This is a genomic window from Pseudoalteromonas sp. SG41-2 (genome assembly GCF_014164535.1).
GTDB classification, from domain to species: Bacteria; Pseudomonadota; Gammaproteobacteria; order Enterobacterales; family Alteromonadaceae; genus Pseudoalteromonas; species Pseudoalteromonas rhizosphaerae.
Genome location: NZ_JACJFK010000003.1, coordinates 101495 through 119162 on the forward strand (window position 1 = coordinate 101495; position 17668 = coordinate 119162).

The following is a 17668-nucleotide window of genomic DNA, read 5'->3' on the forward strand; positions in this document are numbered from 1 at the left end:
ATCAATATTAAAGGCGTGTTCATGATAGTAAGCTTTTTCTTTATTTGTAATAAATAAACTGTAATTACTAGGTTACCGGTGTAGAAGTCGCTGGTGGGGTTTGCTGTTCTTTATTGTTATCGCTGCCACCACAGGCGACTAAACTCATGGATAAAACGGCTGATGCAACTAAACGTGCTATTTTATTCCTAATAGATCAAATGCTTGGGAAGCTGTTAGGCTGGTTATTTTAGTTAAGCAGCAGTGTCCTTCTTGTGCTAAGTGCTGCGTTACTCTGCGAGCTAACTCTATGTTAGTCAGCGGTGTTGCAAGGTTAAATGCTAAATCAAAATATTCGCCTTGTTTATTCAATATCACACAGTGTTGCTGTTGTTCAGCGGTTAAACTGTGTAGATAGTCATTTAAATCCCGTTGTTCATTAATAATTTCTAGCTCGTTGTCACTACATATCAAGTAAGGGAAGTAAGTATGCATGTATTTATTGTCCTGTATCAAATAGCGCGAGCAATATAATAATATAATTATAGTTCGTATTATACTAAGGACGAATATTATGAAACAAACTCGCCACCCTCAACAGGTATCAGATATCTTTTCAAGGAAATTAGTATGTTGTTCCACCGATACCTCTTTAGTTGATGCTGTACGGTTGATGCAGGTTCATAATATAAGTGCAATTTTTATAAAAAAACGGCAAGAAATCGTTGGTATTTGGACTGAAGCAGATTGCATTAAACTAGATTTTACTGACAGCAACCTTAAACATATTGAAATTCAAAGCGTAATGAGTAGCCCGGTATTGAAAATCTCCTGTCAGCAATTACTGTGTGATGCCGCGCTTATTTTTTATCAACACAGTGTTCGTCATTTATTAGTTGTGGATGATGATGAGCTACCATGCGGCGTTATTAGTATTAGTGATATTGTACGTAATCAAGGGCTTGATCACTATTTACAATTTAGACCAATCAAAGAGCAATATCATAAAGATGTGTTAGTGGTACCTAGTTATTTGACGCTCAGTGAAGGCGTTGAAATGATGCGCGAGCGAACCGCCCAAGTTATTTTAGTGTATAACCAGCAGCAAGACGAACATGGCATTATCACCCAGCGAGATTTACTGCATTTGATCGTCGAACCCGATAGTAATGCGTCATGTTGGAGTTTTGCAAGTCGGCCCTTGTATCGGGTAAGCTCAAAAAGCAGTTTATTCGATGCATATCGGTTAATGTCTACTAACAATGTACGCCATTTAGTGGTCAGTGACGATTTGGAGATTAAAGGGGTGCTCGCCATTGAGCATCTTGTTAATGAAATAGAAAGCGCTTATTGCAGTGATCTTGAAAAAGTACTTGAACAACGTGATATGGATCTTCAGCATTCACAGCGTAATTTGTATCTCGCGAATAAAATAATTGATGCGTCACTTGATGGCATTATGATCACCCAACAAGATGGTGTGATCATGCAAGTTAATCCTGCTTTTACCGCCCTTACTGGCTATCAAGAATATGAAGTGGTCGGCAAACACCCTAGAATTCTAAGCTCCGGAAAGCACGGTAAAAATTTCTACGTAAAAATGTGGCAATCCATTACCCAAACTGGTGTGTGGCAAGGGGAAATATGCAATCGTAAAAAAAATGGTGATTTGTATGTTGAATGGCTAACTATTATTGCTATCCGCGAGCCAAATGATGATGAGCTAGTGTATGCGGCGATTTTTAGCGATATCACTGAACGTAAAACTGCAGAAGACAAAATCGTTCAGTTAGCTTATTTTGATGAGCTAACTGGCTTGCCTAATAGGCGCTTATTTAATGACAGGTTAACTATGGCATTAGCTGCTGCACATCGTAATAATGACATGTTAGCAGTGATGTTTATTGACCTAGATCGGTTTAAGGAAATCAATGATAGCTTAGGGCATAGCGCTGGGGATGAGTTATTAAAAATGGTGGCAATACGGCTGCAAAACGTATTATGTGAAGGTGATACTTTAGCACGTTTAGGTGGCGACGAATTTGTGGTGCTGTGCGAGATTGAAGACATTAGCGCTGTGATTAGTTTAGCCGATCAAATTTTAAATAACTTAAACACTCCTTTTCAGCTCGAAGGGCTTGAGGTAGGCGCGACAGCATCAATCGGTGCAGCGGTCTATCCTGATGATGGTCTCGATAGTGAAACTTTACTAAAACATGCTGATATTGCCATGTATCGCTCTAAAGAAGTGGGTAGAAACTCATTTCAGTTATTTAAAGCATCGATGAATGCACGCTCTTTAGAGCGCTTGGCGATGATGAGCCGGTTTCAATATGCGCTCGAAAATGATGAATTTGAACTATATTTTCAGCCTAAACAGTGTTTAAGAAGTAAAGCTATCAAAGGTGTTGAAGCACTCTTACGTTGGCAAGATCCCGCGCTTGGCATAATATCGCCTGCACAGTTTATTCCATTGGCGGAAGAACTCGGTCTAATTGTAAAGCTGGATCTCTGGGTGCTCAATAATGCAGGCATGCAATTGGCATTATGGCAACAACAAGGAATAACGGCTGGTCGGTTGGCAATTAATATCTCAGCTTGCCATCTTAGTCAGGGAAGTTTATCAAGTAACGTTGAAAAAATGCTCCAGCGCTATAATTTATCGGGAAATTGTCTTGAAATAGAGTTAACTGAAAGTAGTTTTATTAGCTCGTTTAGTCAGGCGAAAAGAGAGTTGTGGCAACTTAAAAAAATGGGCATACAGATTGCGCTAGATGACTTTGGTACCGGCTATTCGGCACTGAGTTACCTTACAAAATTACCCATAGATACATTAAAGATAGATGCCAGCTTTATTGCTAAAGTACCCGATGAATACGGTAATAGTGAGATTGTTGCCGCGATAGTGGCAATGGCGAATAGTCTTAATTTACAAGTTATCGCTGAAGGGGTTGAAAAGCTTGCCCAGTATAGTTACTTATTGGATTTAGGCTGCGATGTGATCCAAGGCTATTACTATTGCCGCCCGTTAGCGCAGCGGCAATGGTTTGAATTTTATCAGCTGCAAAATCAACCTACGGTGATATCGTAAGAAGTAAATTTACGAATGTTGATAACGCCAGTATCAAAGATCAAGTACTGGCCTTTAATACCGTTTAAAATACCACTGACGACCGGTTCTTTATCAAAATTAAATGAACTGATTTTGGTTGGGTAGGTAGTAACTGGAAACTCTAATTCAACCACTTCTTCATCAAGTTGTTCTATCGCTGTAGCACCAAAGAGCTCTGCAAGTTCATTTAGTTTATCGGCAATTTGTGGAATAAGTTCTGCCGCAGCAGCTTTTAAATCAAGGACATCGCTTTGTCCTTTGAGCATATTACGCCAATTGGTTTTATCGGCAATAAATTGTGCTAAGGCAACTTCAACTAATCCTGATTGTAAGCGCGTTTGTACTTTGAATATTGGCAGTGCTTGCGTTGCACCTTGGTCAATCCAGCGGGTTGGAATTTGTGTATGACGGGTGATCCCCACTTTCAGCCCTGACGTGTTCGCAAGATAGACATAATGTGGGATCATACAGTTTTCTTCGCCCCACTGTGGCTCACGACAAGTACCTTGGTCAAAGTGACATGTTTCAGGTTTCATAATGCACATATCGCAGCTAGCAAGCTTACGCATACATACAAAACAATGACCTTGCGAGTAACTTTTTTTGGTTTTTTTACCGCAGCTAGAACATACAATAGCGCCATTAAAAGTCAGTGTAAGTTGCTTGCCAATATAGGCATTAAGATCGACCAACTCATCACCCACAGGCAAATGATACTGAATCGGTTGTGTTAGCGATGATTTTAATTTTTTGATAGTGCCTTGCATCTTTACGCCCCTAAAGATGTGAAAAAGAGGATTCTATCAGTAATCCTTAAACATGTGGCAATTTTACTTAATTAGCTTGTTTATTTTCAGCTAACCACAGCAAATAGTCATCCACAGCGATGGCTTTGGAGTAATAGTAGCCTTGCCCGTAGTCTGCCCCCATGGCCTTTAAAAGTTGTTGTGTTGTGACATCTTCAACTCCCTCGACGGTAACTTTTAAACCCAAACTATGCGCCATTTCTATCGCAGCCTTAACAATTACTCGATTAGCACTGTGAGTAGGGAGACCTATAATAAATGATTTATCTACTTTTAAGGTTGAAAAGTTGTAGCTAACAAAACAATTTAGTGACGAATAGCCAGTGCCAAAATCATCTAAAATCACTTCAATACCAAGGCGGGTTAATTGTTCAACTAAGCTAATCATTTGCTGTTGGTTTGCAATTAAAGCTGACTCAGTAAGTTCAAATTTAAGTTGTTTAGCAGGAACGTTATGTTTGAGTAAAGTGTTTTCAATTTTCTCAATTAAATTATGGATCATTAAGTTTTTAGCACTTAAATTAACGCTTACTTTATGCTTAAAAAAACCTGCGTGATTAAACTTAGCGATATCTTGGCAAGCCTGATCGAGCACCCATAATGTAAGTTCATTGATAAGACCAGTACGTTCAGCTAATAGAATTAAAGCTTCAATATTGATTTGTTCATAAGGAGCATTAGGCCAGCGCAATAAGGCTTCACTGCCAATCGTTTGGCCGCTGCGTAAATCTATTTGTGGCTGATGATAAATAGTTAACTGGTTATTTTTTAAGGCATTTTGGAATGCAGCCGCTAAGCTAATGTTCATAGTGACAGGCATTACTTTTGAGTGATTATTTGGATAGCTTGTTTGTGGCGCTTCGGTTAATGAAAAATAGCCATTTTGCAACCATGTATCAAAGCCACTTTCACCATCTAGGATACAATAACCCATTGCGTAGTTTAACTGTAAATCAAACCCTTGCACTGGATGATGCTTCGGTAAGCTTTTGCGGATTTTGGTTAATTTATCATGCAGTGATTGCGCACTTTGAGTTTTAATTGAAATGAATGCTAGCACACCGTTGCTCAAATCGGCAATCCGCGGATAGGTATCTAAATTGCTATCTAAATTGATAAACTCGCGCTCTTTACTCAGTTGCAGCTCAAGAGATTTAGCTATAGCAACAACGAGCTGACAGCTTTGAGTTTGATTTAAAATATGACTGAGAGAATTAAAATCAGTAATTCTAATTAAGCATAAGCTTGCTGTGCGCTGATTGAGCTGTAAAGTCATATAGGCTTGTTTTAGCATAGCACTGTTTAATAACTTGGTTTGTTCTGTATGAGTGGCGTGGTACAACGCCTTTTCTCGTTGATAGCGCACTCTATCGGCAAGCGCCATAGCCATTAAGATGACTTCACAAAGAATCGCAACCAAAAAAGCATGGCGGGTGGTGAAGCTATATTCTAATACGCCTGTTAGTTCTAAAGGTTGGATTGCAGCGCCAATGATCAGTGGGATCCACGAGATCATATAAAACTTAGCCCAACGAAAGCCGCTAAGTAGTTTGTTGTAAATTAAAATAATACAAACAATATAGAGTAATACCAACACAGCAAAAAATATTTGCGAAGAAATATATTCAACAATGAAAAAGCTGGCGAACCCTAAAACGAACATTAAGCCCAATAGTATTAGGCTTAGTTTATAGCGCCAGCATTTATCTTTATGATAACGTAAAAACATAGTACAAAATGACAGCGTAAAAAATGCGATGGCGTAATTACTTACCACTATATGGAGGTTAAAAAGCTTTTGTAAGGATACTGGCCATAAGTAAAAACCAAAGCCTAATACCGAGCCCATTAGGATCAACGCTGACAGTATGTAGCCAATATAAATAAGATAAACCCGATCACGAATACCAAAATACAGTACTAAATTATATAAAGCCGCCATGATTAGTACGCCAACAAAAATGCCCCAGATAGCGGTTTGTGCACGGAGTAAATCTTTAAATTCAGCCTCGCCATATAAGTTAATTGGGGTTTTACTGATCCCTGTAGTGTCTATTTTTATGACCAAAAAACTCTGGTTTTGTGCGGCAACAGTAAATTCTATATGCGGTACACTGTATTCAAATAAGCTTAATCCTGTTTGCCGATCGCCTAAATTAAAGGTGTTAATTAACTGGCCTTGGTTATCGAGTTGATAAACAGTCAAATAATCAATCATCGGATTATCAAAGTGGGCGTAAAGCTCTTTTGATACTGCTGTCCTATTGTCTAACTTCATCAGCAGCCAATAGTTTTGAGATTTTAGCCCCCATGGAATGGTGTCAAAGGGCTCTGCAATACGTGAATTAGATTCGTCTAAAAATGCTGTAAGTGTTAATGATTTTGATGGATCTATGCGATAGCTTTGCGCTAAATAAACCGCAGCTGTTTTATTGATTGTATAGCGAGTAGGGGTGGCTAAATGATTCGCAAACGTATATACGATGAACAATAGTATGCTCAAAATAAACAATGCAATAATATGGTATTTAAATGGCTGTTGTTCCAAGGTGCTACTTATATGTAATACATCACGGTTTTAGTGTAGCACTAAAAAAGCGCAGATAAACTGCGCTTATTATTAATAGCTGCTGGTTAGACCTATTTTTCGCGAGCAATAGCGCGATAAGCAATATCTGTACGGTATTCCATACCTTGCCAGCTAATTTCATCAACTAGTTGGTAGGCACGTTGCTGCGCTTCGGTAACTGTGTTACCTAGCGCCGTTGCACATAATACTCGGCCACCGGCAGTCACTACGTTATCGCCGTCTTGCTTAGTACCCGCATGGAAGACTTTTTCGCCTTCTGGGTAGGTTACTTTCAAGCCACTGATTGCATCACCTTTTGGGTAGTTATCAGGGTAGCCTTTAGCTGCAAGTACCACACCCACTGCTGCGCGTGAGTCAAACTCAATCGTCGTTTTATCAAGTTCAACACGATTAGCTGCTTCAATCAGTTCAACTAAGTCAGACTGTAAACGAAGCATCATAGGTTGTGTTTCAGGATCACCAAAACGGCAATTGTATTCGATTACTTTAGGGGTCCCAGAGTCATCGATCATCAAACCAGCATAGAGGAAGCCAGTGTAAGGATGGCCTTCGCTTGCCATACCTTCTACTGTTGGGTAGATCACTTCGTTCATAATGCGCTGATGAATTTCATCGGTTACCACTGGCGCTGGTGAGTATGCCCCCATACCGCCAGTGTTCGGACCTTGATCGCCATTATAAGCGCGTTTGTGGTCTTGGCTGGTAGCAAAAGGTAATACGTTTTTACCATCAACCATCACGATAAATGAGGCTTCTTCACCTTCTAAGAACTCTTCGATTACCACGCGGCTGCCAGCTTCACCAAAAGCGTTACCGGCTAGCATATCGCGAATAGCATCTTCAGCCTCAACTTCAGTCATGGCAACAATGACGCCTTTACCTGCGGCAAGACCATCAGCTTTGATTACAATCGGCGCGCCTTTTTCTTTTAAATAAGCAAGCGCAGGGGCGATTTGTTCAAACGTTTGATAATCCGCAGTTGGGATAGCATGACGGGCTAAAAAGTCTTTAGTGAATGACTTAGAGCCTTCTAGTTGCGCAGCGCCTGCTGTTGGGCCAAAGATAGCTAAACCGTGTTCACGGAATTTATCTACCACGCCAAGTACTAATGGTACTTCAGGTCCAACAATGGTTAGCTCAACATTATTGTTTTGTGCAAAGCTAAGTAGGCCATCGAGATCTTCAACGTTAATGGCAACATTCTCAAGCTTGGGTTCAAGCGCTGTACCGGCATTACCTGGTGCAACATAAACAGTGTTTACTTTTGTATTTTGAGCGGCTTTGAACGCAAGTGCGTGTTCGCGGCCGCCGCTGCCAATGACTAATACATTCATGGCGAATATCCTATTTAAAGCGGTTTTTTAAATTTCAGCGTCATGCGGTCGCTTTCACCAATAGCTTTATATTTAGCGGCATCTTGCTCGCCAAGTTTAAGGCTTGGTGGAAGGGTCCATACACCCTGTGGGTGATCGGCTGTATCAAGTGAGTTTGCATTTATGTCACTGCTTGCTGCAAGTTCAAAGCCTGCTTGTTTAGCAAGTTCGATTACCACGCTTTGCTTCATATAACCTGATGACTTTTGCATTTCATCAGCTTGCGCTTCAGGTAGGCGATGCTCAACCACACCTAAAGTACCACCTGGTTTAAGTGCTTTGTAAAAAGACTTAAATGCATTAGCTGCGGCGTCTTTATCTTTGCTCATATACCAATTATGTACATTGCGGAAGGTTAACACCATGTCTGCGCTGCTCGCCGGGGCAATGTCTAAATGTGTTGAAGGGGCGAATTCAGTCAGCTTTACTTTATTGAATCGCTCATCTTCAGCAATTTTCTTTTTAAAGCCAGCTAGAGCTCGTTGGTAATAACCCACCGATGAGTCAGCAGGGAAATGCGCGGCATAATAAGTGCCTTGCTCTTTCAGTGCTGGCGCTAAAATTTCACTGTACCAGCCGCCGCCAGGCGCAATCTCAACAACAGTCATAGTTGGTTTAAAACCAAAAAACTCTAATGTTTCGACAGGGTGGCGGTATTGATCGCGATCACTGCTGCGCTCGCTTGATTTAACTGCATTATTTAATGCTGAATCATGGCCATGCTCATGGCTAATAGCCATAGTTGATGTCATCGCAAGGGTGGCAACAAGTAGAGATTTTAGTGCAAATTTCATCGTCTGTTCCTTCACATTATATTTTTAGAATAGGTTATAGAATAAGCAGAATACGTGAATTTGTAGCAAACAAAAAGAGCTAACTGATGCAGTTAGCTCTTTGTGTGATTAATGGCGGAAGTGACGCATGCCAGTAAACACCATTGCCATACCAGCTTCGTCAGCGGCAGCGATAACTTCTTCATCGCGCATTGAACCACCTGGTTGGATTACCGCAGTAATACCAGCCTCTGCAGCTGCATCAATACCATCACGGAATGGGAAGAACGCATCAGATGCCATTACTGAACCTTTAACTTCAAGGTTTTCATCAGCGGCTTTAATTCCGGCAATTTTAGCTGAGTAAACGCGGCTCATTTGGCCTGCGCCTACACCAATGGTCATACCGTCACGGGCATAAACAATGGCGTTTGATTTAACAAATTTAGCCACTTTCCAGCAGAATAATAAGTCTTTAAGTTCTTGCTCAGTAGGCTGGCGCTTAGACACAACCGTTAAGTCGCCTTGCGTTACCATACCTAAATCACGGTCTTGGATGAGTACACCGCCATTAACGCGTTTGATGTCATGACCTGTCGCTTTGCCTGACCATTGGCCACACTCTAGTAAGCGTACATTTTGCTTAGCCGAAATAATTTGTGCAGCAGCTTCTGATACTTTAGGTGCAATGATCACTTCAACGAATTGACGTGACACAATCGCTTCAGCGGTATCAGCATCAAGCTCTTGGTTAAAGGCGATGATGCCACCAAATGCTGACGTAGGATCGGTTTTGAATGCGCGATCATAGGCTTCAAGGATGTTGTCACCGATTGAAACGCCACAAGGATTAGCATGTTTAACAATAACACAGGCTGGTACATCAAATTCTTTCACACATTCAAGAGCTGCATCTGTATCAGCAATATTATTGAAAGAAAGTGCTTTACCTTGCAGTTGTATGGCAGTTGCAACAGACGCTTCTTGAACGTCGTTTTCAACATAAAAAGCCGCATCTTGGTGTGAATTTTCACCGTAGCGCATGTCTTGTTTTTTAGTAAACTGCATATTGATAGTGCGTGGGAATTTAGTTTCCTCAGCTGCTTCATCAGTGTAATCAGCAACCATCTTACCGAAGTAGTTAGCAATCATGCCATCGTACTGCGCGGTGTGCTCGTAAGCTGCAATGGCAAGATCAAAACGTGTTTTGTATGTAGTTGAACCATTGTTGCTTTGCATTTCGCTGATCACGCGGTCGTAATCTTTGGCGTTTACTACAATAGTCACGTCTTTGTGGTTTTTGGCCGCAGCACGCACCATCGTTGGGCCGCCGATATCAATGTTCTCAATGGCATCTTCAAGGCTGCAGTTTTCTTGAGCGACTGTATTCGCAAAGGGGTATAAGTTAACTACAACGATATCGATAGCTGAGATGTTATGAGCGTCCATTACATCTTCATCTTGACCACGACGCGCTAAAATGCCGCCATGAATTTTTGGGTGAAGAGTTTTTACGCGACCATCCATGATCTCAGGGTGACCTGTGTGGTCAGATACTTCAGTGACTTTAATGCCGTTATCAGCAAGTAATTTACAAGTACCGCCAGTTGATAAGATGTCTACGCCTTGTGATTCAAGAGCGCGAGCAAATTCAACAATACCGGTTTTATCTGACACACTTAGTAGTGCGCGACGAATTGGACGATGTGTATCCATTGTAGTTTGATTACCTCAGTGTTTGAGCTAGCTTAGAAAGGCGCTATTTTAACTGAATATCGCTTAAAAAACGATATTTATACACAAGTCATTTGGGTATACAGAGTGAGGATTTTGCAATTAGACGCTTTTTTGAGGATTTTTAAAGATATAAAAAAAGCACCCGAAGGTGCTTTTTCAAACGAATGTTGTGATAAATCACAACACGGTATTAGTTCATGCCGTATTTCTTTAGTTTCTTACGTAAAGTACCGCGGTTGATACCTAGTAAGATTGCCGCACGTGTTTGGTTGCCACGTGTGTAAGTCATTACTTCTTCAAGTAATGGTGCTTCTAGCTCTGAAAGAACAAGGTCGTAAACGTCTTGCACATCTTGACCGTTAAGCTGTTTTAAATAGTGATGAACAGCTTTCTTCACTGCATCGCGTAATGGCTGCGGTTTCTCGTGTGACTGAACATGAGGGTTAGTGATAAATGGAGAAGTCACGTTTTGTTCGAACATTGTTTATATCTCTTTCTTTCTTAGTTAGCTGCTAGTGTTTTAAAGTATTGCTCTAATGTCTCGATTTGTGCCTGTGGATTATCGAGAGCATTAAATACTCGCCTAAACTGACCGTCACTGTCATGGGTTTGCAAATACCAAGATACATGTTTGCGAGCGATGCGCGCTCCCATTGGTTCGCCGTAAAACGCATGAAGGTTCACTAAGTGTTCCATCAAAATACCACGTACTTCCTCAATTGGAGGCACAGGTAAATGTTCACCGGTTCGCAAATAGTGGTCTATCTCCCTAAAAATCCAAGGGCGACCTTGGGCGGCTCGACCAATCATAATGGCATCTGCACCCGTATAGTCCAAAACCTGTTTTGCTTTTTCAGGAGACGTTATATCTCCATTTGCAACGACAGGTATCGACACTGAACGTTTAATATCCCTAATAGTGGCGTATTCAGCTTCACCTTTGTACATACATGCGCGTGTACGCCCATGTACGGCCAATGAAGCTATGCCATAACGTTCAGCTATTCTCGCAATCTCGACACCGTTACGGTTGTCCTGATCCCATCCTGTACGGATTTTTAGTGTTACAGGTACATCAACAGCGCTAACCACTGCATCAATAATCTCTTCCACTAAATCAGGAAACTGTAATAGGGCTGAGCCTGCGAGTTTCTTGTTCACTTTCTTTGCTGGGCACCCCATATTTATATCTATGATCTGTGCACCATTAGTTACATTGAATTGTGCAGCCTGAGCCATAAGCTCGGGATCAGCTCCTGCGATTTGCACCGCACGTATTCCCGATTCACCACTATGATCCATACGGTTCATCGATTTCTCGGTTTTCCATACCAAAGGATTTGACGATAGCATTTCAGACACAGCTAGCCCCGCACCTAAGCGGCGACAAAGTTGTCTAAATGGTCTATCAGTAATTCCCGCCATTGGCGCCACAATTACATTGTTCTCTAATTGATATGTTCCGATACGCACTGTATTCAATAGGCCTCTTTTCAAGGGGCGCTAAGTTTACGGTTTTTTTTGCAAAAATCAAAGGCTATAAATTGAACAAAAGTGACTTTTTTTTGACTTTTGCGTATTGACATTTGATAACAGTTTGACGAATGGCTTTATTTGTGTGAATTTTATACAGAAGTAATTTGTGGTAAGAAATCATTCTGTTTTTTGGCGTGTAAATAATAGGTAAAGCCTGTTAATTACAGGCTTTACCTGAAGGTTTTACGTTAATACTCTAAATTGCCGATCCCAGTAAGTTAAGCTTTTTTTATGCCACTTACTCGTGTCCATTCACCTTCAACAGCGATATCATCAAGCGCTAAAAAAGGGGCATAAACATCTGCTACCGACTGCGCTTGTTCTTCTAAAATTCCCGACATGGCAATTTTACCACCTGGTTTTAACAAGCCTAATATCACACTGTGTAATTCACGCAGTGGCGCAGCTAAAATATTGGCCACCACGATATCGGCGCTAAACTCAGGCTGATTTTCTGGCAGGTATACTTCGAGTTTATCGGCAACGCCGTTACGCTGTGCGTTATCTAAGCTTGCTTCAAGGGCTTGAGGATCGATATCGATGCCGATCATGCGCTCAGCGCCAAGTTTGATAGCTGCGATACCTAGAATTCCAGAGCCACAACCAAAGTCGACCACAGTTTTACCGGTCAAATCTTGGCTTTCAAGCCATTTTAAGCACAAAGCGGTGGTAGCATGAGTGCCAGTGCCAAAAGCAAGGCCAGGGTCAAGCAGTACATTGACGGCATCAGGATCGGGAATATCACGCCAGCTTGGGCAGATCCATAGTTTTTCACCAAACTGAATTGGGTGGAAGTTATCCATCCATTCACGTTCCCAGTCTTTGTCTTCAAGTTGCTCTATTTTGTACACTAAGGTGTCTTTTAACTCATCATGGCGCTGTAATAGAGCTATCACCGCATTCATATCGTGGTTAGCTTCGAATAAACCAATTACAGTCGTGTCAGCCCAAAACACCACAGTGCCGATTTTTGGTTCGTAAATAGGGGTGTCTTTAGCATCAATAAAGGTAACAGACGCACTACCTGCCTCCATTAATAGATCACTTACTGCATCTGCGGTTGCAGCATTAGCATTGATACGGATTTGGATCCAAGCCATAATTATTTCCTGTAAATAGAAAAAAGGCCGCTACAGCGGCCTTTTAAATTTAAATCTGTATTTGCTAATTACTTAGCATCTAAGAAGCTTTTCAATAAGTCAGAGCGTGAAGGGTGGCGTAATTTACGTAGTGCCTTCGCTTCGATTTGACGAATACGCTCACGCGTTACGTCAAACTGCTTACCTACTTCTTCTAGGGTATGGTCGGTATTCATATCGATACCAAAACGCATACGCAATACTTTAGCTTCGCGGGCTGTTAAGCCAGCAAGCACATCATTGGTAGCGCCACGAAGAGATTCCATTGTTGCCGAGTCGATTGGCGAATCAATAGTGGTATCTTCGATAAAGTCACCTAAGTGCGAATCTTCATCATCACCGATTGGCGTTTCCATTGAAATTGGCTCTTTAGCAATCTTAAGTACCTTACGGATTTTATCCTCAGGCATCATCATGCGTTCTGCTAATTCTTCTGGATTTGGCTCACGACCCATTTCTTGCAGCATTTGACGAGAAATACGATTAAGTTTATTAATCGTTTCAATCATATGCACCGGAATACGGATTGTACGCGCTTGGTCGGCGATAGAGCGGGTGATTGCTTGACGGATCCACCACGTAGCATAAGTTGAAAACTTATAACCACGGCGATATTCAAACTTATCAACAGCTTTCATCAAACCAATGTTACCTTCTTGGATTAAGTCCAAAAATTGTAAACCACGGTTGGTGTATTTTTTCGCAATTGAGATCACAAGACGTAAGTTAGCTTCAACCATTTCTTTTTTCGCACGGCGCGCTTTTGCTTCACCAATGCTCATACGACGGTTGATGTCTTTAATACGCTCAATGCTTAAACCTGTGCTTTCTTCGATTACACATAGTTTATTAATACAGCGGATGATTTCTGGTTTGATTTCTTCTAATTTTGCAGAATGTTTTTCATTCGCAGCAATCTCAAGATCAATCCATGCAGCATCAGTTTCATTATTAGCAAAGTGCTTAACAAAAGTTTTCTTCGGTAACTTAGCGATTTGTACAGCTTGTTTCATGACGATACGTTCTTGAACACGAACTCTGTCCATCATTTCACGCATGTTGTTAACCATACGATCAAACTGTTTCGGCACTAGTTTAAAGGTTTTAAACAGCTCACCAATCTCAAAAATCGCAGCTTGCGATTCTGGATGTGAACGGCCTTTACTATCAAACGTGTCGCGCGCTTTATTATAAAGATCACGAAGATTTTCAAAGTGAACACGAGCCTCTTCAGGATCTGGGCCAGTATCTACTTCTTCTTCGTCTTCATCATCGCTATCAGTATCATCGTCATCTTCATCATCAAGTTCTTTTTCGCTTAATTCAGAACCGATATGGGTAGCAGAGATTGGCGCAGCATCTTCATTAGGATCGAAGAAACCAGATATAATGTCGCTTAAGCGCATTTCTTCTGCTTCAAACTTATCCCATTGCTCAAGTAGGTATGTAATTGCTTCAGGGTATTCTGCAACCGAGATTTGTACTTGGTTGATCCCTTCTTCAATACGCTTAGCGATAACAATTTCGCCTTCACGGGTAAGCAATTCAACAGTACCCATTTCACGCATGTACATACGAACCGGATCCGTTGTACGGCCGATTTCTTTATCTACAGTAGCAAGCGCAGCGGCTGCAGCTTCCGCTGCGTCTTCATCTGTTGTTGTTTCTTGCATCATCAATTCATCGGCATCAGGCGCGTTTTCGCTAACCTTGATACCCATATCATTGATCATACTAATGATATCTTCTACTTGATCTGAATCGATAATATCTTGTGGAAGGTGATCATTAACTTCTGCAAAAGTTAAGTAACCTTGCTCTTTACCTTTTTGAATCAGAAGTTTTAATTGTGACTGAGGAGTTGGATCCATAGAGATTGTTTCTTCCACTCTGATAAGTTGATACAACAGGCGCCAGCTTGCTTATTTATTAAGCCAAGCTAAGTATTATTTGACGCAGTGAATAGCACAGTATAACAGCATAATTCATTTTTGACTAGCTGTTAGTGTCTTTTCGACCCTTTTAACGCTTGAGTAAGGGCTAAACATTCTAGTCTTTCTTCACTCGTAAGTCCTTGGGTCTTGTCTTTTATTAATAAGGTCTCGAGTCGATAATTTAAACACTGATCTTCAATAAATCTGAAAGTATTTTTAAATTCGTCCTCTAAACGGTCGTCATTGATCTCATGACGCCAAGTAGCGAGCTTAATGAGCGCCTCGTACTCGGGTGTTTCTCGAAATGATTCAATTAATTGCGCTGTAGTAATGTCACTTTTTTGTAAAGCGCAATGTTGCAACCTAATAAGCAAGGCGATACCGGCAATATTCATTTGTGCTAAATCAGCTAAATAAGGCACTGTATTGGCTAATTTAGGGTGCTGAATTAGTAACCCAATTGCGCGACGCATTGGCGTAATTTTAAATTTTCGCTCAATCGCATGCTGCTGTTTAGGTGTTTTTAAGCGATTGTTTAACTGCTCTTTAGTGCGGCCTATTAATCGACCTAAGTGCTCTAATAAGTTTTCTTGATAAAACTGACTAGGGATTTTCTCAACCAACGGAAGCACAGCACTAAGAAGCTTAGCTTTACCTGCATCGGTAGTTAAATCAATCTCTTGGCTGAGTTTATTAAATAGCACTTTAGTAAAATCATCGGCTTGAGATAAACGTAGTTCAAACGCTTCTTTGCCTTCTTTTTGTACTAATGAATCGGGATCTTCACCGTCTGGTAAAAATACAAACAGTAGCGCTTTGCCATCATTTAAATAGGGCAGGGCATTTTCGAGTGCACGCCAAGCGGCATCTCGGCCAGCGCGGTCACCATCATAACAACAAATTACCCGGTCAGTGGCTCTAAACAATGTATGCATGTGTTCAGTGGTGGTGGCAGTACCAAGCGCAGCTACCGCATATTCAATACCTTGCTCGCTCAGTGCCACAACATCCATATAGCCTTCAACTATGAGTACATGGTCGAGCTTTTTATGCGCTTGTTTTGCTTCATATAATCCATATAGTTCAAAGCCTTTATGGAAGATACGGGTTTCTGGCGAGTTTAAATATTTAGGTCCTTGATCCGCTTGCATCACACGGCCACCAAAAGCAATAACACGACCACGTTTATCGCGAATAGGGAACATTAAGCGATCACGAAAGAAGTCAAATTGGCGGCCTGGGGTTTTCTCTGAGGCCAGCTTTAGCTCAACTAATTGCTCTTTTTGTGCTTTATTGCGGCCAAGTTGTTGGCAAAGGCCTTCCCATTCACTGGGGGCATAACCAATCATAAACTTTTTAACGGTTTCGCCACTTAGGCCTCGGCCTTTTACATAGTCTATTACGGTTGCTGAATTAGCATGATGTTTTAACTGGTGTTGATAAAAACGCGCACTATGGAGCATTAAATCGTAATCTGAGCGTTTTTGTTCTGCGGTACGCTCTGGGCCATTACTGGTGCCTTGCTCTCGAGGTACATCAAGATTTAGGATGCTTGCAAGTTCTTCAATGGCATCAACAAAGTCAAGCTTGTCGTATTCCATAACAAATGAAATAGCGTTGCCGTTCGCACCACAACCAAAGCAATGATAAAACTGTTTGTCTTGAGATACGGTAAATGATGGGGATTTTTCGTTATGAAAAGGGCAACAGGCTTGGTAATCTTTGCCCGCTTTTTTTAAGCCAACTTTGGAGTCAATTAGCTCAACAATATCGGTTCTGGCAAGTAAATCATCTATAAAATTACGTGGGATCTTTCCAGCCATTAGTAAAGTGTAGTCCTGAGATAAATAGAAAATAAGGTGAACGAAATATCAGATAATTTAGTTCTACAATTTAGATTTGAACACAAATGCTATTTTTATTAAAGCGAAAAACGAAGAAACCGAGCACATGGCTCGGTTTGCTTAAATCATACATCTGTATGTGGGAGTATTAGGCAGTTAATCGTTGCTTAATTAAACCAGAGATCTTACCTAAATCGGCGCGACCTTCAGCTTTGCTTTTGATTATACCCATTACTTTACCCATATCTTGCATACCTGCTGCGTTAGTATCAGCAATAGCCGCATCAATAAGAGCTATGATTTCTTCTTCACTCAATTGTTGAGGTAAGAATTCTTCAAGAGCTGTAATCTCATTGGCTTCAATTTCGGCTAAATCTTCACGGCCAGCATCAGTATACTGAGTGTAAGAATCACGGCGTTGTTTAACAAGCTTCACTAATACTGCGGTAATACCGTCATCATCAAGTGTTATTTGCTCGTCAATTTCACGCTGCTTGATTGCAGCAAGCACCATACGAATTGGGTTAAGACGAGATTTGTCTTTCGCTCGCATCGCATCTTTTTGCGCATCTTTTAGCTTTATTAAAAGGCTCATTTATACAAGACCAATACTGATCAATATAATTTAACGCGACGTGCGTTATCGCGAGAAAGCTTCTTCATGTGACGCTTAACCGCTGCAGCTTTTTTACGCTTACGCTCAGCTGTTGGCTTTTCATAGTGCTCGCGACGACGAACTTCTGAAAGGATACCTGCTTTTTCACATGAACGCTTGAAGCGACGAAGTGCTACGTCAAACGGTTCGTTCTCTCTTACTTTAATTACTGGCATTAAAAATTCACCTA

14 protein-coding genes are annotated in these 17668 nt (G+C 41.1%); 1 reads left to right on the forward strand and 13 read right to left on the reverse strand.

What is annotated here, in order from left to right:
• Window positions 1-177: 177 nt before the first annotated feature.
• Entirely contained in the window at window positions 178-474 is a 297-nt protein-coding gene (locus tag H5186_RS03275) for a DUF4144 family protein (RefSeq protein ID WP_182717213.1), read from the reverse strand.
• A 79-nt stretch (window positions 475-553) separates the two neighbouring features.
• Between H5186_RS03275 and H5186_RS03280 the strand changes: the two genes are divergently transcribed.
• Complete coding sequence (locus H5186_RS03280; protein ID WP_182794123.1) at window positions 554-3070, forward strand: EAL domain-containing protein; 2517 nt, start codon at window positions 554-556, stop codon at window positions 3068-3070.
• On the opposite strand, the gene H5186_RS03285 is transcribed toward H5186_RS03280, so the two are convergent.
• From H5186_RS03285 to rpsU, 12 genes are all read right to left on the reverse strand, one after another.
• Window positions 3049-3858 (reverse strand): DUF2797 domain-containing protein, encoded by an 810-nt coding sequence (locus H5186_RS03285; protein WP_149983115.1) that lies wholly within the window; start codon window positions 3856-3858, stop codon window positions 3049-3051. The genes H5186_RS03280 and H5186_RS03285 overlap by 22 nt on opposite strands.
• Before the next feature lie 67 nt (window positions 3859-3925).
• A complete protein-coding gene (locus H5186_RS03290) occupies window positions 3926-6445 on the reverse strand; it encodes an EAL domain-containing protein (protein WP_182794124.1) in 2520 nt (839 codons plus the stop codon).
• Between the two features lie 92 nt (window positions 6446-6537).
• Window positions 6538-7821, reverse strand: a complete 1284-nt coding sequence (gene purD / locus H5186_RS03295; RefSeq protein WP_182762204.1) for a phosphoribosylamine--glycine ligase — start codon at window positions 7819-7821, stop codon at window positions 6538-6540.
• Window positions 7822-7835: 14 nt separating this feature from the next.
• Complete coding sequence (locus H5186_RS03300; protein WP_182717209.1) at window positions 7836-8654, reverse strand: class I SAM-dependent methyltransferase; 819 nt, start codon at window positions 8652-8654, stop codon at window positions 7836-7838.
• Between the two features lie 108 nt (window positions 8655-8762).
• Entirely contained in the window at window positions 8763-10349 is a 1587-nt protein-coding gene (gene purH / locus H5186_RS03305) for a bifunctional phosphoribosylaminoimidazolecarboxamide formyltransferase/IMP cyclohydrolase (protein WP_182717208.1), read from the reverse strand.
• Between the two features lie 211 nt (window positions 10350-10560).
• The gene (gene fis, locus H5186_RS03310) at window positions 10561-10851 is read right to left on the reverse strand and encodes a DNA-binding transcriptional regulator Fis (RefSeq protein WP_002957804.1); all 291 of its coding nucleotides are present in this window, start codon (window positions 10849-10851) and stop codon (window positions 10561-10563) included.
• Between the two features lie 20 nt (window positions 10852-10871).
• Complete coding sequence (gene dusB, locus H5186_RS03315; RefSeq protein WP_179959235.1) at window positions 10872-11843, reverse strand: tRNA dihydrouridine synthase DusB; 972 nt, start codon at window positions 11841-11843, stop codon at window positions 10872-10874.
• Window positions 11844-12124: 281 nt separating this feature from the next.
• A complete protein-coding gene (gene prmA, locus H5186_RS03320; protein WP_149983109.1) occupies window positions 12125-13006 on the reverse strand; it encodes a 50S ribosomal protein L11 methyltransferase in 882 nt (293 codons plus the stop codon).
• 68 nt (window positions 13007-13074) lie between these two features.
• The gene (gene rpoD / locus H5186_RS03325) at window positions 13075-14916 is read right to left on the reverse strand and encodes an RNA polymerase sigma factor RpoD (RefSeq protein WP_145234798.1); all 1842 of its coding nucleotides are present in this window, start codon (window positions 14914-14916) and stop codon (window positions 13075-13077) included.
• Window positions 14917-15047: 131 nt separating this feature from the next.
• Window positions 15048-16802 (reverse strand): DNA primase, encoded by a 1755-nt coding sequence (gene dnaG, locus H5186_RS03330; protein ID WP_182739861.1) that lies wholly within the window; start codon window positions 16800-16802, stop codon window positions 15048-15050.
• Between the two features lie 169 nt (window positions 16803-16971).
• Window positions 16972-17418 carry a GatB/YqeY domain-containing protein gene (locus tag H5186_RS03335; RefSeq protein ID WP_145234803.1) on the reverse strand — a complete coding sequence of 149 codons (447 nt, stop codon included), beginning with the start codon at window positions 17416-17418 and terminating at the stop codon, window positions 16972-16974.
• A 20-nt stretch (window positions 17419-17438) separates the two neighbouring features.
• A complete protein-coding gene (gene rpsU / locus H5186_RS03340; RefSeq protein WP_002957797.1) occupies window positions 17439-17654 on the reverse strand; it encodes a 30S ribosomal protein S21 in 216 nt (71 codons plus the stop codon).
• Window positions 17655-17668: the final 14 nt, after the last annotated feature.